Origin of the sequence: Pseudoduganella danionis (assembly GCF_009720775.1) — a bacterium.
GTDB lineage: Bacteria > Pseudomonadota > Gammaproteobacteria > Burkholderiales > Burkholderiaceae_D > Rugamonas > Rugamonas danionis.
The window spans coordinates 105,846-129,749 of record NZ_WNKW01000001.1 but is presented as its reverse complement, the minus strand read 5'-3'; the positions used below and the strand labels follow the sequence as shown (position 1 = coordinate 129,749).

19 protein-coding genes are annotated in these 23,904 nt (G+C 61.6%); 5 read left to right on the top strand and 14 right to left on the bottom strand.

Translation table 11 applies throughout. From position 1 onward, the window contains the following. Nucleotides 1–12 precede the first annotated feature (12 nt). The 5 genes from pdxR to speB all read left to right on the top strand — a co-directional run bounded on the left by pdxR (nucleotide 13) and on the right by speB (nucleotide 6,456). Complete coding sequence (pdxR, locus tag GM655_RS00610) at nucleotides 13–1,527, top strand: MocR-like pyridoxine biosynthesis transcription factor PdxR (RefSeq protein WP_155432719.1); 1,515 nt, start codon at nucleotides 13–15, stop codon at nucleotides 1,525–1,527. After that, entirely contained in the window at nucleotides 1,527–2,705 is a 1,179-nt protein-coding gene (locus GM655_RS00605; RefSeq protein ID WP_155432718.1) for an MFS transporter, read from the top strand. The genes pdxR and GM655_RS00605 overlap by 1 nt, the downstream gene beginning before the upstream one ends. Nucleotides 2,706–2,785: 80 nt before the next feature. Further along, the gene (locus tag GM655_RS00600) at nucleotides 2,786–4,060 is read left to right on the top strand and encodes a 4-aminobutyrate--2-oxoglutarate transaminase (RefSeq protein ID WP_155432717.1); all 1,275 of its coding nucleotides are present in this window, start codon (nucleotides 2,786–2,788) and stop codon (nucleotides 4,058–4,060) included. Beyond that, complete coding sequence (gene gabD, locus GM655_RS00595) at nucleotides 4,057–5,511, top strand: NADP-dependent succinate-semialdehyde dehydrogenase (RefSeq protein ID WP_155432716.1); 1,455 nt, start codon at nucleotides 4,057–4,059, stop codon at nucleotides 5,509–5,511. The genes GM655_RS00600 and gabD overlap by 4 nt, the downstream gene beginning before the upstream one ends. A gap of 3 nt (nucleotides 5,512–5,514) precedes the next feature. Then, nucleotides 5,515–6,456 carry an agmatinase gene (speB, locus tag GM655_RS00590; protein WP_155432715.1) on the top strand — a complete coding sequence of 314 codons (942 nt, stop codon included), beginning with the start codon at nucleotides 5,515–5,517 and terminating at the stop codon, nucleotides 6,454–6,456. A gap of 41 nt (nucleotides 6,457–6,497) precedes the next feature. Here speB and GM655_RS00585 read toward each other — a convergent pair whose 3' ends face one another. The 14 genes from GM655_RS00585 to GM655_RS00520 all read right to left on the bottom strand — a co-directional run bounded on the left by GM655_RS00585 (nucleotide 6,498) and on the right by GM655_RS00520 (nucleotide 23,808). Further along, entirely contained in the window at nucleotides 6,498–7,349 is an 852-nt protein-coding gene (locus tag GM655_RS00585; protein WP_229632322.1) for an ABC transporter permease, read from the bottom strand. Further along, nucleotides 7,346–8,257: an ABC transporter permease subunit gene (locus GM655_RS00580; RefSeq protein ID WP_155432714.1), complete on the bottom strand. Its 912-nt coding sequence runs from the start codon at nucleotides 8,255–8,257 to the stop codon at nucleotides 7,346–7,348. Before GM655_RS00580 ends, GM655_RS00585 begins: the two co-directional genes overlap by 4 nt. Nucleotides 8,258–8,271: 14 nt before the next feature. Continuing rightward, nucleotides 8,272–9,411 (bottom strand): ABC transporter ATP-binding protein, encoded by a 1,140-nt coding sequence (locus tag GM655_RS00575; protein WP_155432713.1) that lies wholly within the window; start codon nucleotides 9,409–9,411, stop codon nucleotides 8,272–8,274. 131 nt (nucleotides 9,412–9,542) lie between these two features. Next, on the bottom strand, nucleotides 9,543–10,913 hold the full coding sequence (locus tag GM655_RS00570) for a glutamine synthetase family protein (protein ID WP_155432712.1): 1,371 nt from the start codon (nucleotides 10,911–10,913) through the stop codon (nucleotides 9,543–9,545). Between the two features lie 53 nt (nucleotides 10,914–10,966). Continuing rightward, nucleotides 10,967–13,690, bottom strand: a complete 2,724-nt coding sequence (locus tag GM655_RS00565) for a molybdopterin-dependent oxidoreductase (RefSeq protein ID WP_371866667.1) — start codon at nucleotides 13,688–13,690, stop codon at nucleotides 10,967–10,969. A gap of 20 nt (nucleotides 13,691–13,710) precedes the next feature. Next, nucleotides 13,711–14,928, bottom strand: coding sequence for an NAD(P)/FAD-dependent oxidoreductase (locus tag GM655_RS00560; protein ID WP_155432711.1), 1,218 nt, complete (start codon nucleotides 14,926–14,928; stop codon nucleotides 13,711–13,713). Further along, nucleotides 14,925–15,272, bottom strand: a complete 348-nt coding sequence (gene nirD / locus GM655_RS00555; RefSeq protein WP_155432710.1) for a nitrite reductase small subunit NirD — start codon at nucleotides 15,270–15,272, stop codon at nucleotides 14,925–14,927. The genes GM655_RS00560 and nirD overlap by 4 nt, the downstream gene beginning before the upstream one ends. A gap of 10 nt (nucleotides 15,273–15,282) precedes the next feature. Beyond that, nucleotides 15,283–17,814 carry a nitrite reductase large subunit NirB gene (nirB, locus tag GM655_RS00550; RefSeq protein WP_155432709.1) on the bottom strand — a complete coding sequence of 844 codons (2,532 nt, stop codon included), beginning with the start codon at nucleotides 17,812–17,814 and terminating at the stop codon, nucleotides 15,283–15,285. A 23-nt stretch (nucleotides 17,815–17,837) separates the two neighbouring features. Continuing rightward, nucleotides 17,838–19,157 (bottom strand): MFS transporter, encoded by a 1,320-nt coding sequence (locus GM655_RS00545; RefSeq protein WP_155432708.1) that lies wholly within the window; start codon nucleotides 19,155–19,157, stop codon nucleotides 17,838–17,840. 275 nt (nucleotides 19,158–19,432) lie between these two features. Continuing rightward, the gene (gene cobA, locus GM655_RS00540; RefSeq protein ID WP_155432707.1) at nucleotides 19,433–20,203 is read right to left on the bottom strand and encodes a uroporphyrinogen-III C-methyltransferase; all 771 of its coding nucleotides are present in this window, start codon (nucleotides 20,201–20,203) and stop codon (nucleotides 19,433–19,435) included. Nucleotides 20,204–20,213: 10 nt separating this feature from the next. After that, the gene (locus GM655_RS00535; protein WP_155432706.1) at nucleotides 20,214–20,885 is read right to left on the bottom strand and encodes a methyl-accepting chemotaxis protein; all 672 of its coding nucleotides are present in this window, start codon (nucleotides 20,883–20,885) and stop codon (nucleotides 20,214–20,216) included. After that, entirely contained in the window at nucleotides 20,885–21,691 is an 807-nt protein-coding gene (locus tag GM655_RS00530) for an ABC transporter ATP-binding protein (protein ID WP_155432705.1), read from the bottom strand. The genes GM655_RS00535 and GM655_RS00530 overlap by 1 nt, the downstream gene beginning before the upstream one ends. Before the next feature lie 15 nt (nucleotides 21,692–21,706). After that, nucleotides 21,707–22,588 (bottom strand): nitrate ABC transporter permease, encoded by an 882-nt coding sequence (gene ntrB, locus GM655_RS00525; RefSeq protein WP_155432704.1) that lies wholly within the window; start codon nucleotides 22,586–22,588, stop codon nucleotides 21,707–21,709. 11 nt (nucleotides 22,589–22,599) lie between these two features. Next, on the bottom strand, nucleotides 22,600–23,808 hold the full coding sequence (locus tag GM655_RS00520; RefSeq protein WP_308807397.1) for a CmpA/NrtA family ABC transporter substrate-binding protein: 1,209 nt from the start codon (nucleotides 23,806–23,808) through the stop codon (nucleotides 22,600–22,602). Nucleotides 23,809–23,904 lie beyond the last annotated feature (96 nt).

Here is a 23,904-nt window from a genome sequence, read left to right as displayed (position 1 = left end):
CCACTTCATAAAATGCTCTCCACTTCCGATCTGCTCGCCCATACGCTGGCCGAAACCGACTTCCATCCGCGCCTGCCGCAGCAGCGCCGTCTGTACGAGGCGGCCAAGGCGGCCATCCACAAGCAGCAGCTAGGCGCAGGCAGCAAACTGCCGTCCAGCCGTGATCTGGCGCGGGATCTGGGGATTTCGCGCAACACCGTCATCGCCGCTTTCGAACAGCTAGCGGCGGAGGGCTATGTGCATAGCGAGCTGGGAAGTGGCACCTATGTGAGCGATCTGCAGGCGCACAGCGCCAGCATGCGCGGTGTTGGTTCGGCGCCACACACGCCCCGTGCTGCAGCGCCACGTAGCACAGCCGCCAGCGTGCCACTGTCGCGCCGCGGTCAGGCGCTGACCAGTTTCGCCGCCGGTCCCCGCTTCGAAATTCAACCTTTTGCACCGGGCGATGCAGACTTTTCCTCGTTCCCGTTCAAACTGTGGCAGCGCCTGCAGAACCGCGTGTGGCGCGAAGCCCGCGCCGACCTGCTCGACTATGGTCAGTCCGGCGGCTATCTGCCGCTGCGGCAGGCCATCACGGAATATCTGCGCATTTCGCGCTCCGTCAAAGTGCAGGTGGAACAGGTGATGATTACCAGTGGCACCCAGCAGTCGCTCGATCTGTGCGCCCAGTTGCTGGCCGATGTCGGCGATACCGCGTGGGTGGAAGACCCGTGCTACTGGGGCGCGCGGCGCGTGTTCGAAGCGCGCGAACTGAAGCTGCATCCGATTACCGTCGATAGCGATGGCATGGCGCTGGAAGAAGCCGATCTGGCCACCACGCCCAAACTGATCTACGTAACGCCGTCGCACCAGTATCCGACGGGCGCCGTAATGAGCCTGAAGCGCCGGCGCGAACTGCTCGAGGTGGCCGTGCGCAAGCAAGCGTGGATACTGGAAGACGATTACGATAGCGAGTTTCGCTACACAGGCCGGCCGCTGGCCGCGCTGCAGGGGCTCGACAACGATGACCGCGTGCTCTACATGGGCACCTTCTCCAAAGTGCTCTACCCCGGCATCAAGATCGGTTATCTGGTGGTACCACCGGCGCTGATCAATGGCTTCAAGAGCGCGCTGTATGATCTGCAGCGGCCCGGCCAGCTAATGGTGCAGGCGGCGCTGGCCGATTTCATCGCGCTGGGCCACTTCACTACCCACATCCGTAAAATCCGCCAGACCTATGGCGCGCGGCGCGAACTGCTGCGCCGTACGCTGGTGCACCAGCTCGGTGCGCAGCTGGCGCAGACCGTCACCATCTCGAGCGAAGAATCAGGCCTGCATCTGGTAGTCGAGCTGCCGGACCGCGTGGACGACGTGGCGCTGGAAAAACTGGCGGCCGAATCAGGCATACAGGTGAAAGCCCTGTCCACCTATTATCTGGCGCCGCCCGTGCGGCGCGGCCTGCTGGTGGGCTATGCCTACTGCACGCCCGAGAAAATCGCTTACTACGGCCGCCTGCTGGCAGCCGTGATTCAATCAGGAGTACGTTAATGAAAACCATGCCCTGGCGTGACTTCATCGCCCTCGTCGCCAGTATCGGCGTGGTAGGGCTGGGTCTGGGCGCCACCATCCCGCTGACCGCACTGACACTGGATAACCGCGGCGTCGGCACCGACATCATCGGCATCATCACGGCAGCGAGTGCCTTCGGCATCCTCGCCGCCGCCCCGTTTGTATCGCGCTGGACGGCCAGCCACGGCCCGCGCGGCAGCATGATTGCCGCCATCATCGCCGGCGGCCTGTCCACCGCACTGATGGAGTTCACCGATTCGCTGATCTGCTGGGGCCTGCTGCGCTTCATCTTCGGCGCGGCCATGGGCGTGCTGTTCACCATAGGCGAAGCGTGGGTCAACCGGCTCGCGCCCGTCAATTCGCGCGGCCGCGTGGTGGCCATGTACACCACCAGCTTCACGCTGTTCCAGCTGATCGGCCCTGCGCTCGTAGCACAGATGGAAGGCCGCGTCAGCATGCCGTTTGCCGTGTGCGGCGCACTATTCCTGCTGGCCTTGCCGGGCATGGTGCTGATCTCAGGCGGCGCGCATGAAGATGATGACGAACCCCATGTATCGTGGCAGCGCGTGCTGCCGCGCATGCTGATGATCGTCGCCGGTGCCGCCTTCTTTGCGCTGTTCGATACGCTGGCCCTGAGCCTGCTGCCGCTGTATGCAATCCGCCACGGTATCGCCACCGAACTGGCGCTGCTGTCGGCCACTGTGGTGCTGGTGGGCGATACGGCGCTGCAGTTCGTGTTCGGCTGGCTGGCCGACCACGTGGGGCGGCGCAAAGTCCATACGGGCTGCGGAATCGCCGTCTGCGTGCTGCTGCCCATTCTGCCGTTTGCTGCGGGCACACCATGGCTGTGGTGGACCGTGCTGCTGATGCTGGGCGCCACGGCTGGCGCCATCTACATGCTGTCGCTGGTGGCTTGCGGCGCCCGTTTCAATGGCCAGTCGCTGGTCGCGGCCAGCGCCGTGGTCAACGCCAGCTGGGGCATCACCAGCAGCGGCGGTCCGCTGCTGACGGGGGTGCTGATGCAGACGGTGGGAATCAACGCGCTGCCCGCCGTGCTGTGGTGTGGCGCGGCGATTTTCGTCGGCACGGCGTGGTGGGAATACCGTCAGGGCTATATTGAACGGCAAGAACGCAAAGTGGCACCATCAACTTCTTAATTGTGGCCCTATTCATGGTTCCGTTTAGGCGTGTAGTATGAAATTAGCCTTTTGATCAACCCGTCCTATCCGGAATCACCATGAATAATGCAGACCTGCAGAAACGTAAAGATGCGGCCACGCCACGCGGCGTGGGAGTGATGTGCCAGTTCTACGCCGAGCGCGCGCTGAATGCCGAGCTATGGGACGTGGAAGGCCGACGCTATATCGACTTCGCTGCCGGTATCGCCGTACTGAACACGGGCCACCGCCACCCCAAGCTGATGGCCGCCATCGAACAGCAACTGGGCAAGTTCACCCACACCTGCTATCAGGTAGTGCCGTATGCGCAATATGTGGAACTGGCCGAGCGCATCAACCAGCTCACGCCGGGCAAGCATGCCAAGAAGACCGCGTTCTTCTCGAGCGGCGCCGAAGCCGTGGAAAACGCCATCAAGATCGCCCGTGCCGCTACGGGCCGTAGCGCCGTCATCGCCTTTGCCGGCGGCTTCCATGGCCGCACCATGATGGGCATGGCGCTGACGGGTAAAGTAGCACCATACAAGATCGGTTTCGGCCCCTTCCCTGCCGAGATCTACCACGCGCCGTATCCGGTGGAACTGCATGGCGTCAGCGTGGACGATGCCATCAATGCCGTCCACACCCTGTTCAAGGCCGATGTGGACCCGCAGCGCGTGGCCGCCATCATTCTCGAACCCGTGCAGGGCGAAGGCGGGTTCTATGCTGCGCCCCCAGCCTTCATGAAGGCGCTGCGCGCGCTGTGCGACCAGCACGGCATCCTGCTGATCGCTGACGAAATCCAGACCGGCTTTGCGCGCACGGGCAAGCTGTTCGCCATGGAGCACTACGATGTGGTGCCAGATCTGATGACGATCGCGAAAAGTCTGGCGGGCGGCATGCCGCTGTCGGCCGTCTGCGGCCGCGCCGAAATCATGGATGCGCCGAATCCGGGCGGCCTAGGTGGCACCTACGCGGGCAACCCGCTGGCGATTGCGTCGGCACTGGCAGTGATCGACGTGATCGAAGAAGAGCAGTTGTGCCAGCGCGCCAACGTGCTGGGCGACCGTCTGAAGGAAACCCTGCAGGGCCTGCGCAGCGCGGTGCCACAGATTTCGGATGTACGCGGCCCCGGCGCCATGATCGCGATGGAGTTTGCCGATCCTGCCACGGGCGAACCGGATGCCGTCTTTACCAAAAAGGTACAGACACTGGCGCTGCAAAAAGGTCTGGTACTGCTGACCTGCGGCGTGTACAGCAATGTGGTGCGCTTCCTGTTCCCGCTTACCATCGAGGACCATGTGATGGATGAAGCGCTGGCCATCCTCAGCGCCGCACTCAAGGAGGCCACAGCATGATCGCGCTGAAAGACCCTAGCCTATTGCGCCACCAGTGCTACATCAATGGCGCATGGGTGGATGCACCCGATGGCGCCACGCTGGCTGTACACAATCCGGCCAACGGCGCAGCACTGGGCACTGTGCCCTACATGGGTGCAGCCGATACGGCGGCCGCCATCAGCGCCGCCAATGCCGCATGGCCGGCATGGCGCAAGAAGACTGCCAAGGAACGCTCCGCGCTGCTACGCAAGTGGAACGATCTGATGCTGGAAAACGCCGACGATCTGGCCCTAATCATGACGGTGGAACAGGGCAAGCCGCTGGCCGAAGCCAAAGGTGAAATCGGCTACGCTGCTTCCTTTATCGAATGGTTTGCCGAAGAAGGCAAACGGGTCGCGGGTGAAACCCTGCAATCGCCATGGCCGGATCGCCGTCTCGTGGTGACCAAGGAGCCTATCGGCGTATGCGCCGCCATCACACCATGGAACTTCCCGTCCGCCATGATCACGCGCAAAGTGGGGCCGGCACTGGCCGCAGGCTGCCCTATCGTCGTCAAACCGGCCGAACTGACGCCGTATTCGGCACTGGCGCTGGCCGTGCTGGCCGAGCGCGCCGGCATACCTGCCGGTGTGTTCAACGTCATCACGGGTGATGCGCGCGCCATCGGTGGCGAAATGACTTCCAACCCCGTGGTGCGCAAACTGAGCTTCACGGGTTCCACCGCCGTGGGCCGCTTGCTGATGCAGCAGTGCGCGCCCACCATCAAAAAACTGTCTCTGGAACTGGGCGGCAATGCGCCCTTCATCGTATTCGACGATGCCGACCTCGATGCCGCCGTGGAAGGCGCCATTGCGTCCAAATACCGCAACGCGGGCCAGACCTGTGTGTGCGCCAACCGCCTGTATGTGCAGGATGGCGTGTACGAAGCCTTTGCGGCGAAACTGGTGGCGGCCGTGGCCAAACTTAAAGTGGGCAACGGTGCGGAAGCGGGCGTCACACAAGGCCCGCTGATCGAAGAGAAAGCTGTCGTCAAGGTCGAGCAGCATATCGCCGATGCCGTCGCCAAAGGTGGCAAGGTGCTGACCGGCGGCGCGCGCCACGCACTCGGACATGGCTTCTTCCAGCCTACCATCATCGCTGACGTGAACAGTGATATGCTGGTCGCCACCGAGGAAACCTTCGGCCCGCTGGCGCCGCTGTTCCGCTTCCACAAGGATGAGGAAGTACTGGCCATGGCCAACAATACCGAATTCGGTCTGGCCGCCTACTTCTACTCGCGCGACATCGGCCGTATCTGGCGCGTGGCTGAAGGGCTGGAATCGGGCATGGTGGGCGTCAACACGGGCTTGATCTCCAACGAGATCGCACCGTTTGGCGGCGTCAAACAGTCCGGTCTGGGGCGCGAAGGTTCCACCTACGGTATGGACGATTATCTGGTCATCAAATACATCTGCATGGGAGGCATTTAAATAATGTCGAATCACGAATTTGCTTTCCGCTCGAGCGGTACTTATCTCAACGTCGAGCGGGGCGAACGCGATACGCCTTACTGCATCGCCGGTCTGGCTTTTGACGGCGCGGTGACCAACCGTCCCGGCGCGCGTCTGGGGCCACAGGCCATCCGTCTGGCCTCGCAGATGCTGTGCGATGCGACCCATCCGCATTTCGACACCACGCCTATCGGCCAGCTTTCCGATGCGGGCGATCTGCTGCTGCCGAATACGGGCATAGGTCCGATGCGCGAAGCACTGATGCCGCAGGCACTGGCGCTGCTGCAGAAGTACCACATGGTCTGGCTGGGCGGCGACCACTCCGTGACGCTGCCACTGCTGCGCGCACTCAACAAGATTCATGGCGGCCCAGTCGCCGTGGTGCACTTCGACGCGCACTGCGATACGTGGACCAACCACTTCGGCGAGCCTTCCGGCCACGGTACATGGGTGTATGAAGCGATGGAAGAAGGTCTGCTGATTCCGCAGGCTTCCATCCAGTTAGGCATTCGTTCGTCCGGCGAGCGTGCGGCACGCGAATATGTGAACACGGTCGGTGGCCGCGTCTTCACGGCGCGCGAACTGCGTGGTCTGGAAAGCCCTGCGCAACTGGCGCCCGTACTGGCCGAGATCCGCGCCCGCATGGCCGCTGCTGGCCATCCACCCGTCTACATGACACTCGATATCGACTGCCTCGACCCGGCCTTCGCTCCGGGCACGGGCACGCCGGAACCGGGCGGCATGACCTCGGCGCAGGTGTTGTCGATTATCGAGGAACTAGCAGAACTGAACTGGTGCGGGATGGATTGCGTGGAAGTGGCGCCGCCTTACGACCATGCGGAACTCACTTCCAACGCTGCGTCCACGTTCGTGTGGACTTATCTGTGCGCGCGCATCGCGCAGCAGAGCAAGGCAGCAAAATAATGAAGTTCAGGCCGCGATGGCCTGAACTTATTGAGCTTGAATCAGCCTTTGGCCGCAGCCGCGACCTGCTTCTGACGCAGGCGCTCGCTGCGCGCCATATACAGGCTCGATGCAATCACCCCGATAGATACGACCAGGATGGTCAGCGCCGCCACGGCGTTCACACGCGGATCAAGGCCCAGACGGGCACGCGAGAAGATCACAATCGGCATCGTCGAAGAACCGGGGCCGGACAGGAAGGCCGACAGCACCACATCGTCCAGCGACAGGGTGAAAGTCAGTAGCCACGCCGAACCGAGCGCCTGCGTGATATTCGGCAGCGTGACGAGGAAGAACACCTGATGGGGCTTGCAGCCCAGGTCCATGGCCGCTTCTTCCAGCGATTTGCTCATCTCCTGCAAGCGCGACTGCACCACCACCGAGGCATACGCCATCCCCAACAGCGTGTGACCGAGCCAGATGGTGGTCAGGCCACGTTCGGGGAAGCCGAACACCTTCTGCACCGACACCAGCATCAGCAGCAGCGACAGGCCGATAATCACTTCCGGCATCACCAGCGGCGCACTGACCATGCCCGAGAACAGCGTACGGCCATAGAAGCGCTGATAGCGGTTCAATACAAACGCCGCAAACGTACCCAGAATGACCGAAGCGCAAGCCGTCAGCACGGCGATGCGAATCGACAGCCAGAAGCCGCTGATAATTTCCGTATCGTTTAGCAGTTCCAGATACCAGCGCGTAGAGAAACCGCTCCAGATCATGTCCTGCCGCGAGCTGTTAAACGAGAACACGATCAGCACGACAATAGGCAGATACAGGAACAGATAGCCCATCGAAAGCCAGCCGCGCCCGAACCAGCGCTGTAACCAGCGCATTAAGCCAAATGAGTTCATCGGCGCGCCTCCTGTTCGGCTTTGTATTTATTGAAGATCGCCATAGGCACCAATATCAGCAGTATCACCACGACGGTAACGGACGACGCCATCGGCCAGTCGTTATTGGTGAAGAATTCATCCCACAGCACATGGCCTATCATCAGCGTTTCCGGACCACCCAGCAGTTCTGGAATGACGTACTCGCCCACGGCCGGGATGAACACCAGCATGGAACCGGCGATGATGCCGGACTTGGACAGCGGCACAGTGATGCGCCAGAACGTCTGCACAGGCGTGGCACCGAGATCGGCCGCCGCTTCGAGGAAGCGCCCGTCCATCTTCACCAGATTGGCATACAGCGGCAGGATCATGAACGGCAGATAGGCATACACCATACCGATGATCAGCGAGAACTGGGTGTTCATCAGATGCAGCGGTTCCGTGATCACGCCCATGCTCATCAGGATGTGATTGAGAATGCCGTTATTCGCAAGGATGCCCTTCCACGCATAGATACGCAGCAGGAAGGAAGTCCAGAATGGCAGCATCACCATCATCATCAGCACAGGGCGCACGGTGCTGCGTGAACGTGCCATGAAGTAGGCGAACGGATAACCGATGATCAGGCACAGCACCGTGGTGATGGCGGCGAACTTGAGCGAACTCAGATACGTCAGCACATACAGGTCATCCTGTGCGATGAACAGGTAGTTGGCAATCTTGATCTTCAGCGTGATCACGCCGTCCACCAGCGTCATCAGCGTGCCGAACGGATTGCCACCGGCATCGGCCTCCGTGAAGCTGATGCGCATCACGATCAGGAACGGTATCAGGAAGGCGAAGGTCAGCCACAGGAAAGGCACGGCGATCACCGCCGTACGTCCCGTGAGCCAGCGCAGCGTCACTAGCTGTTTGAGAAAATTCATGACTGCACTCCGCCTTAGCTGGTCAGCACGACAACGTCGGCGCCATCCCACCACGCATACACGCGCTGATCACGTTCCAGCACCGAATCGTCATGGCGTGCCGCATTGGTGCGCGACACCTTGAGCACTTTGCCGCTGTCGAGGCGCACGTGGTAATGGGTTTCGTTGCCGAAGTAGGCCAGCGCCGTAATCACGCCCTGCACGCAGTTGTAGCCATGTTCGACGGCCTGTGCACGCTGCTCCTGCGTTGGAGCCTGCTGCTGCAGGCAGATTTTCTCCGGACGCACGGCCACGGAAACGGGCATACCCAGTGTGCCGGTAATGCCGTGGGTGATGTAGTGCTGGCCTTCCGGCGTCTCGATGATGACGTGATCCGGTTCATCGGCGCTGACGCTGCCTTCGAACATATTCACGCTGCCGATAAAGTCGGCCACGAAGCGGCAGTTAGGCGTTTCGTAAATTTCGCCGGGCGCGCCCACCTGCAGGATGCGGCCTTCGCTCATCACAGCGATGCGGGTGGCCATGCTCATGGCTTCATCCTGATCGTGCGTCACCATCACGCAGGTCACGCCCACTTCTTCGATAATGCCCACCAGTTCCATCTGAGTCTGTTCGCGCAGCTTCTTGTCGAGTGCACCGAGCGGCTCGTCCAGCAGCAGCAACTGCGGACGCTTGGCCAGGCTACGTGCCAGCGCCACGCGCTGCTGCTGGCCACCGGACAGTTGATGCGGTTTGCGTTTGGCATAGGCGGACAGCTGCACCAGTTTCAGCATCTGCTCCACGCGCGTGGCGATTTCGTCTTTCGGCAAGCCGTCGCGGCGCAGGCCAAACGCGATGTTGTCCCACACGGACAGGTGGGGGAACAGCGCATATGACTGGAACATCATGTTGATGGGACGCTGGTAAGGCGGCACAGCGATGATGTCCTGACCGGCCAGCTGTATCTTGCCCGAGGTGGGCGTTTCGAAGCCGGCCAGCATGCGCAGCAGCGTCGATTTGCCGCAACCGGAGCTGCCCAGCAGAGCAAAAATCTCGCCCTTGTTGATTTCGACCGATACATCGTTCACGGCGCGCACGCCGTCAAAATCCTTGACGAGATCGCGGATCAGCAGAAATGGTTGGCCCGTACCGGCAGCAGCTCGCTCTTTGCTCATGTTATTTAAGTTGAAATAATATGATTAATATAAAAAGGCGGCCATCCGCAAGCCGCCCCCAATTTTAGAACCCGTGATTATATAGCCACTCTGCGGCCCCTACGTAGTCAGTGGGCCGGGGCGCAACAGTATCAGACATGCAACAGCAGGTGCTCGCGCTCCCATGGGCTGATGACGGTCATGAATTCCTGATGCTCGACCTCTTTGATGGCGGTATAGACATCCACGAAACGGTCGCCCAGCACTTCGCGCAATCTGTCCTCGCGGCGCAGCATGGTGAGCGCCTGCGACAGGCTTTGCGGCAGCTCGAACAGGTTGGGATAGGCACTGCTGGTGGTGGCCGGCGTGGGTTCCAGCTGGTCGACCATGCCCAGATAGCCGCAGGCCAGCGTCACGGCCATGGCCAGGTAAGGGTTGGCGTCGGCACCGATGATGCGGTTTTCCACCCGCCGCTGCGCCACGCCGGAAATCGGAATGCGGAAGCCCACCGTGCGGTTATCCATGCCCCACTGGATATTGATGGGCGTGGACGTGTGGCGCACGATGCGGCGGTAGGAATTCACGTACGGCGCGAGGATGGCCATGCCGGCCGGCGTGTAGCGCTGCAGACCGGCGATGTAGTGGCGGAACTGGGCCGATGGTGCCCCATCATCCATGCTGAAGATATTCAGCCCGCTGGCCGCATCGCTCACGCTCTGGTGCACATGCATGGCCGATCCCGGTTCGTTGGCCATGGGTTTGGCCATGAATGTGGCGTACATGCCATGCTTGAGCGCCGCTTCGCGCAAGGTGCGCTTGAAGTAGAACACATTGTCGGCCAGTGCCAGCGGATCGCCATGCTGGAAGTTCAGTCCCATCTGGCCTGCGCCCGTTTCGTGGATCAGCGTATCCACATCGAGATTCATGAGCGCGCAGTAATCGTAGATATCCTCGAACAATGGGTCGAATTCATTGACGGCATCGATGCTGTACACCTGCCGGCTAGTCTCGGCACGGCCGCTGCGGCCTACCGGCGCCTTCAGCGGCAGATCAGGGTCGACGCTTTTCTCGGTCAGATAGAACTCCAGTTCCGGCCCTACCACGGGGCGCCAGCCACGCTCGGCATACAGCTTGAGCACGCGGCGCAGCACGGAACGGGGCGCAAAATCCACCAGCGTGCCATCGGCAAAATAGCAGTCGTGGATTACCTGTGCGGTCGGGTCTATCGCCCACGGCACGCGGGTAATGCTGCCGGGATCGGCCCGCAATATCATGTCGCGGTCGGTGGAAGAGATGGCGCGGTCATAAGCCACATCGTCGGTAGGGTAATTACCCGTCACCGTCATGCCCAGCACCGCTTCAGGGATGCGCATGCCGCGCTCCTTGCTGAACTTGGCGCGCGGCAGTATCTTCCCGCGCGCCACGCCTGTCAGGTCAGGCACCAGACATTCAATTTCAGTGACCCGGTGTTCATTGAGCCACTGCTCCATATCAGCATCAGTAAAGTTCTCACGGATAGACATGCTTACGCTCTCTATGTGGATACGCGCGATATCGCAGTCTTAATTTACCATATCTATAACTTTTCTTCCGCCGCCTCTACCCGTGTCTGCACCAGTATCTTCTTGATCTCGGGGACGCAGGAACCGCAGTTGCCACCGGCTTTCAGGCAGGCTGTCACTTCCTGTACCGTTTTCAGATCCTTCTCGACGATGGACTGGCAAATGGTGTTGCGGCCCACACCGAAACACGAGCACACGGTAGGGCCGGCATCGGCACCCTTCTCCACCGGCATGCCGACCAGCAGGCCCACGCGGTCTATCTCGCTCAGCACGTCCTTGCAGAACAGGCTGGCCAGCCAGGCGCGCGAAGGCATGTCCTGCCGTGGCGAGAGGAAGATGCACTGTTCGATGCGGTCATCAACGATGTGCACGGCGCGATATACGCCCGCCGTACGGTCTTCGTATTCGAGCCAGTCGGCATCCGCATCGTGCACACCCAGTAGGGTACGCGCCCAGCCGCTGTAATCCTTGATGACGTTGCGCCCTGCCAGTTCATAGCGGTTGAAGCTGCGGCCCTGTATGCGGGTCCAGTGCGCCACGCTGTCGAGCGCCTTGCTGCTGCGGCTCAGAATGAAGCCGTGCCAGTTGACGCGGAACTGTTCGATACGCACGGGCGTATGCTTGAATTCCGGCTCGCCCGAAACAGGATCAACTTCAGGATTGACCAGCGCGCCCACGCGCGCATCGGAAGCCGTCTGGTTATTCCAGTGGATGGGGATGAACACGCTACCACGGGGGATGCCGCCGCCATGCTGCACCCGCGCTACCATGGCGCCCCATTCGGAGCTGATGCGGGCCAGTTCGCCTTCGCGCACGCCATGCAGCAGCGCGTCCTGCGGGTGGATATCGACAAACGATTCGGCCGTATGGTCGGCCAGCGTCGGCGCTTTGCCCGTGCGCGTCATGGTGTGCCATTGATCGCGCACGCGACCCGTGTTGAGCACCAGCGGAAAGTCTTCGCTCACGGCGTTGACTGGCGCACGGGTAGCCGTCGGCACAAAGCGCGCCTTGCCATCGGCAGTAGCAAACTGACGGTCGGCAAACAGGCGCTCCTCAACCTCCAGCCGGCCGCTAGCCAGCCGCCGCACCGGCCACTGGGTCGGTTCCAGATCATCGTATTCGCGCGCATTCAGGCCGGCCAGACCGGAAATATCGAACATGCGCGGCACATCGGCCGGCGTATTACGGAAGCCGCTCAGGCGCGCGTGCTCGGCAAACACCCCGTGGGCACTGCGGAAATCGAAGCCGCTGTAGCCCATGCGCTGGGCGAACAGGGACAGGATTTTCCAGTCCGCCAGCGCTTCGCCCGGCGCCGGCAGGAAGGCCCGCTGGCGCGAAATACGGCGCTCGGAATTGGTTACCGTGCCATCTTTCTCACCCCAGCCCAGTGCAGGCAGCAGCACATCGGCGTATTCGTTGGTATCGGTGTGCTGCATGATGTCGCTGGCCACCACCAGTTCGCAGTGCAACAGCGCGCGCCGCACCTGATCGGCATCCGGCATGCTGACCACGGGATTGGTGCCTATCACCCACACCGCCTTGATGCTGCCATCTTCGATGGCCTTGAACAGGTCTACCGCTTTCAGGCCGCCGCTATCGGCCATCACAGGCGCATCCCAGAAGGTCTGCACCACATCGCGGTGCTCGGGATTTTCCAGATCCATGTGGGCGGCCAACATATTCGCCAGTCCGCCGACTTCGCGCCCCCCCATGGCATTCGGCTGGCCCGTGATGGAGAACGGCCCCATGCCGGGCTGGCCTATGCGCCCGCCTATCAGGTGGCAGTTGATGATGGCGTTGACTTTGTCGGTGCCAGCCGAAGACTGGTTCACGCCCATGGAATAGGCGGTGATGGTTTTGGCTGTCGCGGCATACAGTTCGTAGAACTCCAGCAGCAGCGCCGGATCGATGCGGCAGATGCGCGCCACGGCAGCCATATCAGCACAATCGATATTGGCCGTTTCCAGTGCCGCTGTCAGGCCATTGGTGTGCTGTTCCACAAAAGCCGGGTCCATTGCGCCTATGCGGGCCAGATAGCTGAGCAGACCATTGAACAGCCAGACGTCCGTACCGGCTTTCACAGGCAGATGCAGATCGGCCAGTTCGCAAGTGGCGGTGCGGCGTGGATCGATCACCACCAGCTTCATTTCCGGCCGCTGTTCCTTGGCCTTGAGGATGCGCTGGAACAGGATGGGATGGCACCATGCCGTATTCGAGCCGACCAGTACCACCAGATCGGCCAGTTCCAGATCGTCGTAGCACAGTGGCACCAGATCTTCTCCGAAAGCGCGCTTGTAGCCCGCCACGGCCGACGACATGCACAGACGCGAATTGGTATCGATATTCGCGCCGCCCACATAACCCTTCATGAGCTTGTTGGCAACGTAATAGTCTTCCGTCAGCAACTGGCCCGACACGTACAGTGCCACCGCCTGCGGGCCGTGTTCGGCGATGATGCTGCGCCACTGGCCAGCCACCTGATCGAGCGCCGCATCCCACGAGACGCGGCGCAGACCATCTTCACCACGCACCTGCGGATACAGCAGCCGCCCTTCCAGTCCCAGCGTCTCGCCCAGTGCCGAGCCTTTTACGCACAGGCGGCCGCGATTGGCCGGATGCAGCGTATCGCCGCTGATGGTGGCCGTGCCATCGCCTTTCGGTGTGGCCTGCACGCCGCAGCCAACGCCGCAATAGGCACAGGTGGTTCGGATCGCCAGATGGTCGGAAGAGAGGTTCACTTTATGCTCGCAAAATTGGTTCAGGCAGCGCGGGCGCTCAGCGCCTCGCCAAACAGCAGGGTAGGACGAATGGCAGCGATGTCGGCGCCACTCTGGATCAGCTTGAAGTACCACGGGCCGTCCTTGACGTCGCCATACAGCACGGCACCTGTCAGGCGACCACCTTTGAGTACAAGGCGCTTGTACACGCCACGGCGCGCATCGCGCAGCACCAGATCTTCGCTGCCTTCGCCGCCGATGAAATCACCGACAGAATACAGTTCCACGCCCGTCACCTTCAAGCGGGTGGGTGAAGTCTGCTGCACGTAACGCCGCACACCGGCACCGGCCAGATGGGCGCCGCACACGCGGGCCTGATCCCAGATCGGCGCGACCAGCCCGAAAGTGGCACTGCGGTGCTGCACGCATTCGCCGACGGCGTACACGCGCGGATCGTAAGTCTGCAGCGTGTCATCCACCACGATGGCGCGGTCGCAATGCAGGCCGGCCGCCTTGGCCAGCTCGATATTCGGCCGCACGCCGGCTGTCATCACCACCAGATCGGCAGGAATCACGCTGCCATCCTTGAAGCGCACGCCCGTCACGCGATCCGGCCCGACGATTTCCTCGGTCTGGGCGTTCATCAGGAACTTCAAGCCCTTGCCTTCCAGCGCTTTCTGCAGCAACTGGGCAGCAGGCTTGTCGAGCTGCTGGTTCATCAGCGCATCCGACACATGCACCACCGTGACGGACATGCCCTGACGCTGCAGGCCATTGGCCGCTTCCAGACCCAGCAGGCCGCCACCGATGATGACGGCGTGGCGGTGATTGCGTGCCATGGCCAGCATGCTTTCCACATCCTGTATGTCACGGAAGGCCAGCACGCCTTTGAGCTGGTGGCCCGGCACGGGAATGATGAAAGGCTTGGAGCCGGTGGCAATCAGCAGGCGGTCGTAGCGCACCATCAGGCCGGAACGGGCGCGCACCACGCGGTTGCGCCGGTCGATATGCTCGACCGGATCACCGGCATGCAGCGTGATCCCGTTCTGCACATACCATTCGCGGCTGTTGATCATGATGTCGTCCATCTGCTTTTCGCCAGCCAGCACGGGCGACAGCATGATGCGGTTGTAATTACCGTGCGGCTCGGCGCCGAACACGGTAATGTCGTACATCTCGGGCGCCAGCTTGAGCAGTTCCTCGACAGTGCGCATCCCTGCCATGCCGTTCCCTATCACCACCAGCGCGGGCTTGTTCATAGCCCCACCCACACTTTGCCGTCTTCGATACGGGCCGGATAGGTGTTGACCGAATGCTCGGGCGCTTCCAGGCATTCGCCCGTCTGCAGATCGAAATGCTGCTTGTAGATGGGCGAAGCCACCACGATGCGCTCGCCCACGCTGCCCACCAGTCCGCGCGACAGCACGGCGGCCTGCGAGTTGGGGTCGTAGTTATCGATGGCGAACACACGCGCTTCGCCGGCCTGCACATGGAATACGGCGATCTGGCGCTGGTTCAGCAAGGCGCACACGCCCGTATTCGGTACGATGTCGCCCAGCTGGCAGACGCTAATCCAGTTATCCGTTTGAATATCGCGATGCATAACGTTCTCCTCAGGCTGCGTTGACTGCAATCGGAATCACGCGTTTGCGCTCTTCCACCGTGGCGGGCCGGATCTGGCCGCGCTCTTCCATGAACAGGACGTTGGCATCGCCCTGATCGCTGTTGACGAAGTGGCGGAAACGCTTGCGGGTTTCCGGATTCTCCACTGCTTCCTTCCATTCGCAGGCGTAGGTGTCGACCACGTGCTGCATGTCCGCTTCCAGCTCGGCGCCTATGCCCAGCTTGTCGTTGACCACTACCTGCTTCAGATAATCGAGACCGCCTTCGAGGTTTTCGCGCCATACGCTGGTGCGTTGCAGACGGTCCGCCGTGCGGGCATAGAACATCAGGAAGCGGTCGATATAGCGCACCAGCGTGGCCTTATCGAGTTCCGTCGCCAGCAGTTCCGCGTGGCGTGGCTTCATGCCGCCGTTACCGCAGACGTAGAGGTTCCAGCCTTTTTCGGTAGCGATCACGCCCACATCCTTGCCCTGCGCTTCGGCGCACTCGCGGGTGCAGCCCGACACGCCGAACTTGATCTTGTGCGGCGTACGCAGCCCTTTGTAGCGGTTCTCCAGTTCGATGGCCAGACCGATGGAATCATCCACACCGTAGCGGCACCAGGTCGAACCGACACAGGATTTCACCGTACGCAGCGATTTGCCGTAGGCGTGGCCTGATTCGAAACCGGCTGCGATCAGTTCTTCCCAGATCAGCGGCAGTTGTTCAAGACGAGCGCCGAACAGGTCGACCCGCGCACCGCCCGTGATCTTGGTGTAAAGCTGGTACTTCTTGGCCACCATGCCCACCGCGATCAGGCCATCGGCCGTGACTTCACCGCCCGGCATACGGGGCACTACGGAATATGTGCCATCCTTCTGGATATTGCCGAGGAAGTAGTCATTGGTATCCTGCAGACTCGCGTGTTCCTTCTTCAGCACAAAGTCATTCCACACGGTGGCCAGCATGTTGGCGGCCAGCGGTTTGCAGATGTCGCAGCCCAGACCCTTGCCATGTTTGTCCAGCAGATCGGCGAAGGTTTTGATCTGGCCGACTTTAATCAGGTGGAACAGTTCCTGACGCGAGTGGGCAAAGTGTTCGCACACATGGTTGTTGACTTCCATGCCCTGCTTCTTCATCTCGGCCTTCATCACCTGCGTTACCAGCGGCACGCAGCCACCGCACGAGGTACCGGCACCGGTGCAGCTTTTCAGGTCCGCCACATTGGTCACGCCACCAGCCACGGCCGAGCACAGCGCGCCTTTGCTGACATCGTTGCAGGAGCAGATCTGCGCCGTTTCAGGCAGAGCATCCACACCCAGTGCCGGTTTGGCTGCGCCATCGGACTGCGGCAATATCAGGAACTCGGGCGATTCCGGCAGCTCGATTTTATTCAGCATCATCTGCAGCAGCGTGCCGTATTCGCTGGCATCGCCCACCATCACGCCACCGAGCAGATATTTGCCGCAATCGGACACCACGATCTTCTTGTAGATCTGTTTGCGCTCGTCGGTGAACTGGTAGGAACGGCTGCCTTCCACCTTGCCGTGCGGGTCGCCGATACTGGCTACGTCCACGCCCATCAGTTTCAGCTTGGTGCTCATGTCGGCACCGGCGAATTCGGCCGCCTCGCCCAGTATGTGTTTGGCGGCCACGCGTGCCATTTCGTAGCCGGGTGCCACCAGACCGAAAGTCAGGCCGCCCCACAGCGCGCACTCGCCAATCGCGTACACGTTCGGATCGGAAGTCACGCAGTTGTTGTTGATTTCGATGCCGCCGCGCGGGCCGATGGTCAGGCCACTTTCACGTGCCAGCATGTCGCGCGGGCGGATACCAGCCGAGAACACGATCATGTCGGCATCCAGATGGCTGCCGTCCGCGAACTCCATGCGGTGGGTACCTTCCACGCCATCCACAATCGCCGTGGTGTTCTTGCCCGTGTGGACGGTTACGCCCAGCTCTTCGATCTTGCGGCGCAGTACGCGGCCACCGCCGTCATCCACCTGCACCGCCATCAGGCGCGGCGAGAATTCCACCACATGGGTTTCCAGATGCATGTCGCGCAGCGCCTTGGCGCATTCGAGGCCCAGCAGACCGCCGCCGATTACCACGCCCGTCTTGGCGCGCTGGCCGCATTCGAGCATGGCTTCCAGATCTTCGATGGTGCGGTAGACGAAGCAGTCCTTGCGCTCCTTGCCCGGCAGTGGTGGCACAAACGGATAAGAACCCGTGGCGATCACCAGCTTGTCGTAGTCGAGCACATTGCCGTCCGCCGTGGTGACGTTCTTGTTGACGATGTCGATCTGGGTGGCACGGGTGTTCAGACGCAGCGCCAGATTGTCACGCTCGAAGAAGCCCGGCTTCACCAGCGACAGGTCCTGCGCCGATTTACCCGAGAAGAATTCGGACAGATGCACGCGGTCATAGGCCGGACGTGGCTCTTCGCACAGCACCGTCACTTGCAGATTGCTGATGTCGCTCTGAGCCAGCGTTTCCAGGAATTTGTGGCCTACCATGCCGTGACCGATAACGATGATTTTCATGATTGCTGTTCCTCTTATGGGTGTTAGGCTGCCAGCTTGGCGGCGACGATAGCTTCTTCTTCCGTGCTGCTGCTGAAGCGGGCGGCCAGTGCGCACAGGGCCGATGCTGCGACCACCACGCCCAGCACCGTCAGCGTTTGCTGGGTATTGCCCAGTCCTTTCATCAGGAAACCGGCTGCGACGGCGCCTACATTGCCACCTGCACCGATGATGCCGGCCACGCCACCGAGAGCACGCTTGTCGACGAAAGGCACGATGGCGTAGGTGGCGCCGCAAGCCATGTGGGTGAACAGGCCGAACACCAGCATGGAAGCTATCGCCAGCGTCACATCGCCAGCGTGAGCGAACATCAGCAGGCCGGCGCCTTCGCCCAGCATCAGCACGAACAGCAGCGTGATGCGCTTGTTCAGCGAGCCGCTCGCTGCCAGCTTGTCCGAGGCCCAGCCACCGAGTGCACGGCCGAACAGCGCCAGCAGACCGAAGCTGCCCGCTGCCATGCCGGCCTGCGCCAGCGACAGCTTGAAGTGATCGACGTAGTAGATGGCAGCGATGTTGTGGATGAAGATTTCGATGCCGAAGCAGGCGCCGTAGGTGATGAACAGCAACCAAACGCGGTGGTTGGCGGCGGCGCGCTTGAAGCTATCCCATGCACCACCTTTGGCATCACCGTATTTGCCGCCTTCGATGGCGATGCCGGCAGCGCGCAGTTCCAGATAATTCCCTTGCGGGCAATCCTGGGTATAGCGGTAGTACACACCGGCCATGATGATCATCAGTACGCCCGGTACGATCAGGGCAGCGCGCCAGCCCAGCGTTTCGTTCACGCCCAGCATGATCATGGCAGCCATCAGCAGCGGCATCACGGCTTGCGCTACGCCGCCGCCGGCATTGCCCCAGCCTGCCGCAGCCGCATTGGCCGTGCCGACCACTTTAGGGCCGAACATCACCGAAGTGTGGTACTGGGTGATGACGAAGCTGGCACCGGCCGCGCCGATACCGAGACGGAAGAACAAAAAGCTCTCATAGCTCTGCGCAAAGGCTACGCCAATCACTGGAATCGAGCCGACCAGCAGCAAACCCGTATAGGTCAGGCGCGGACCGAAACGGTCGCACAGCGGGCCGACGATCAGACGCACGAGTATGGTGATGGCCACGGCAGCGATATTGATGTTGGCAATCTGGGCCACGCTCAGACCGAATTCACCCTTAATCACGGGCATCAGCGGAGCGCAGGCAAACCACGCGAAGAAGCAAACGAAGAATGCCATCCACGTCAAATGGAACGCCCGCATCGAAGGCGACGACATGGTGAAGAGTTGGATGCTGTGAGCTTTGCTGGCCATTTTCTATCCCGTTCAGAAAACAAAAAGGCGCCCGCGCAACCACAGTCACAAAGACCGGGTTGGGCGGACGCCGTTGTCCTGCCAGCCCGTCTTTAGGCCAGCGTTGTATTCGGGGGGATCGCCGTTGATCCCTTACCCTGAGTATTGCAAGAGCCGTGCCAGCTTAGGCAGAGCGCTGCTTCAGAGGGAAGTCAGGCCGGGCAGCCTGATTCGGCCCTGGCACTGCACCGCAACTGCTAGCTGGCGGTGCAGGCACGCACTTTATCGGTGCACCATTAGCGGGCAGTTGCGGTGCAGGCGGACGCCGGCACCTGCACCAGCTCCTGCCACGCGTCGGCGCAGCGCACCACATCGCCGATGACGATGATGCTGGGGCTACCAAGGCCGCTATCGCGCAGCGTTTGCGGCAGCTGGCCCAGTGTGGTGACGACCTGGCGCTGCTGCGCGCGCGTGGCCGACTGCACCACAGCCACGGGCAAGGTGAGCGCGGCACCGCCGGCCAGCAGGCCAGCCTGTATGGATTCCACCCGCGCCACGCCCATATAGATCACTAGCGTCAGGCCGCTCTGTGCCAGTGCCGCCCAGTTAGGTTCGGATTGCTCGTCCTTGCCATGGCCGGTAACAAAGATCGCGCCCTGACTCCAGTCGCGGTGGGTCAGCGGCACGCCTATGCTGGCCGGTGCCGCCACGCCACTGCTAATGCCGGGTGCTACCTCGACGGCGATGCCGTGCGCCTGCAGCGTGGCGCGTTCCTCGCCGCCACGGCCGAACAGATACGGGTCGCCGCCCTTGAGACGCACCACCTGCTGGCCCGCGCGCGCTTCGGCCACCATCAGCCGCTCGATGAATTCCTGCGGCGTGGAAGCGCAGCCGCCGCGCTTCCCCACCTGGATTACCCGCGCGGTAGCCGGCGCGTAGTCCAGTATGGCGGGGTTGACCAGATCATCGATCAGCACCACGTCGGCCTGCTGTATGGCGCGTACTGCCTTGATGGTCAGCAGTTCCGGGTCGCCCGGCCCTGCGCCTACCAGTGTTACCTTGCCCATGCTGCTCTCCTTATTCTGCTGCGGCCAGCGCAGTGGAAATCATCTGGTCGATTTCGCCCGAGATGTTGGACATCACGCCGGCGACCACGGAAAATTCCACGCCAGCCTGCCCGGCCCGCGCTGCCACGATGCGCGCATTGAAAGCCACCATGCGTGCTTCGCGGTTGATAGTTTCGATATCGCTGATCACGCTGCGCAGCTGCCGCTTCATCTGGCGCGCATGCAGGCGTGACTGCTCCTCGTAGATGCCGGTGATCTGGTTCAGCACGGCCAGCGTGGGAGTGGTCTGCTGCACCAGTTCCGCCTGCAGTGCCTGCGCCTCGGCGCTAGCCGTTTCGATGGCACGCAAGGTGCGCTCGGCCAGATCGGCAAAAGCGCGGATCTTGCGGTCGCCCTCGTCCTGACCAAAGTAGGCGCGCTGCAGCTCGGCGCAGAAGACGCCGGGCAGACCGTCGCCCTCTTCCAGCAAAGCCTGATGGGCATTGCGGAACAGACCCAGTGCTTCGCGCGCAACGGCCAGGCTGGCTTCTTCTCCCTGCAGGGCCAGCAGCGCATACAGCACGATACGTTGCGAAGTGAAGCGGCGGCGGCCCGACAGATTGATCATCGCGCCGAATACTTCTCCCGACAGCGGCCGTGCTGATCTCGCTGCCAGCGCTGCAGCATAATCCGGCGCGCCCATTACGCTGCCTCTTTCGCAGGGTGGGCCTGTTTGCGGTACAGGAATTCCAGCACCGCGCTGCGATACTCGGCATAGCGTGCATCCTGCGCCAGCGCCACGCGGTCGCGCGGGTGCTCGAGCTGCACTTCGACCATCTCGCCTATGGTGGCAGCGGGGCCGTTGGTCAGCATGACGATGCGGTCCGACAGCAGCACGGCTTCGTCCACATCGTGCGTCACCATCACCACGGTGGACTGGGTAGCGGCAACGATCTTCAGCAGTTCGTCCTGCAAGTGGGCGCGTGTGAGTGCATCGAGTGCGCCGAACGGTTCGTCCATCAGCAGCACTTTAGGCTCCATCGCCAGCGCACGGGCGATGCCCACGCGCTGCTTCATGCCGCCCGATATCTCGTGCGGCCGCTTGCTCTCGGCCGCAGTCAGGCCTACCAGCGCCAGCGCACGCATGGTGCGTTCACGTAGCTGGGCGGCCGTTTCCGTTTTGCCGAACACGCGCTCGACGCCGAGGTAGATGTTTTCATAGCAGGTCAGCCATGGCAGCAGCGAGTGGTTCTGGAACACCACGGCACGCTCGGGCGCCGGCCCGGCGATTTCGCGGTTGGCGCATAACAGCACGCCCTCCGTGGGCTTGGTCAGCCCCGCAATCAGATTGAGCAGGGTCGACTTGCCGCAGCCCGAGTGGCCGATCAGGGTGATGAACTCGCCCTTGCGTACCTTCAGGTTAATCTCGCGCAGAGCGTGGAATACCCCCTTCTTGGTGTGGAACACCATCTCCACGCCTTCGATATCGATGAATTTTGCGTCGTCCATGAGATCCGCCTTTCCTTAGTTGGCTACCTGTTCGTAGCTGAGTGCGCGTGCTAGTGCAACCAGTGCCTGTTCCAGCAACAGTCCCACTACGCCGATCGCCACTATCGCGATGATGATGTGCGGTACATTCAGGTTGTTCCACTCGTCCCAGACCCAGAAGCCTATGCCTACGCCGCCGGTCAGCATTTCCGCCGCCACGATCACCAGCCATGCGGTGCCGATGGACAGGCGCACGCCCGTCAGAATGTAAGGCAGGGCCGATGGCAGCAGGATCTTGGTCAGCACCTTCCACTCGGACAGATTGAGCACGCGCGCCACGTTCATATAATCCTGCGGCACCCGCTGCACGCCCACCGCCGTATTGATAATCATGGGCCAGATCGAGCAGATGAAGATGGACCAGATGGCAGCAGGATTGGCCGACTTGAACACCAGCAGACCGATAGGCAGCCAGGCCAGCGGCGAGACGGGCTTGAGCAGGCTGATCATCGGGCCCACCATACTGCCGACGAAAGGCACGCGGCCGATCAGAAAGCCCAGCGGGATACCCACCAGCGCAGCCAGCCCGAAGCCCACCGCCACGCGCTGCAGCGAAGCGAGGATGTTCCAGCCTATGCCCTGATCGTTCGGGCTGTTGCGGTAGAACGGATCGGAGAACAGCGTCACGGCCTCATGCCAGGTCGCCAGCGGCGTGGGAAAGTTGCTGTTCTTGATCGTGATGATTTGCCAGACCAGCACCAGTAGTGCTGCGCCCAGCAACGGCGCGATCACCTTGATGGCCGCTGCCGACATCTGTTCGCGTACCCGGGCTGCCGGATTGACCTTGAGTGCAGGACGCGGACGGCGCACCGGCACCTCCACGGGTACTGCGGTTTCGGGTTTCAGCATGGCGTTCATGGCATTCCCTTTCAGGCTTTGATTTTGAACGAGGCGGCGTAGGCTTTCGGGTTCTTGCCGTCCCACACGGAACCATCCATCAGCTTGGAACTGCGCAGCGGGCTTTTCGGCAGCGGCGTCTTGGTCATGGTGGCAGCGTCCTTGTACAGGTCGATCTGGTTGACGGCCGTGGCGACTGCCAGATAGTCCGGATCATCCTTCAGCAAGCCCCAGCGGCGGTGCTGGGTCATGAACCACATGCCATCCGACAGATACGGGAAGTTGACCAGACCGTCGTTGTAGAACTTCATGTAGTTGGCATCGTCCCAGGTCTTGCCCAGACCATTCTGGTAGCGGCCCATGATGCGCTGGTCGATCGCATCCTTGCTGGTGTTGACGTAGGACTTGTCGGCGATGACTTCGGCCATGCGGTTCTTGTTGGCCAGCGAGGCATCGATCCATTTACCCGCTTCCAGAATCGCAGCCATCATGGCGCGGCAGGTGTTCGGATATTTCTTGGCGAATTCCAGCGTCGAACCCAGCACCTTCTCGGGATGGTCGCGCCAGATATCCTGCGTGGTGGTGGCGGTAATGCCTACGCCGTCCATGATGGCGCGGTGGCCCCACGGTTCGCCTACGCAGAAGCCGTCCATATTGCCGACGCGCATATTCGCCACCATCTGCGGTGGCGGCACGGTAATCACCTTGGCATCCTTGAGCGGATTGATGCCGTTCGCAGCCAGCCAGTAGTACAACCACATGGCGTGGGTGCCGGTCGGGAAAGTCTGGGCGAACGTGTATTCGCGCTTGTCGGTCTGCATCAGCTTGTTGAGCGAAGCGCCATCCACGGCACCCTTGTCGGCCAGCTTTTTCGACAGCGTGATGGCCTGACCATTGTTGTTCAGGCCCATCAGCACCGCCATATCCTTCTTCTGGCCACCTATGCCCATCTGCACGCCGTACAGCAGGCCGTACAGCACGTGGGCCGCATCGAGGTCGCCATTGGCCAGCTTGTCGCGCACGCCAGCCCACGAAGCTTCCTTGCTCAGCACGAATTTCACGCCATATTTCTTGTCCAGCCCCAGCACCGAAGCCATCACCACAGAGGCGCAGTCAGTCAGCGGAATGAAGCCGATTTTGACTTCTTCCTTTTCCGGCTTATCCGAACCGGCCGCCCACACGCCACCTGTTGCCAATCCCAGCATACTTCCTCCCGCTACCAGTCCTGCACCATGAATCATGCTCTGCACCACTGCCCGCCGCTTCACGTTCACCTCGGTCGTAGGCGTTGCGTCGATTGGTGTCTGCTTTTTTTCCATGGCTATCCTCGTCTAGTC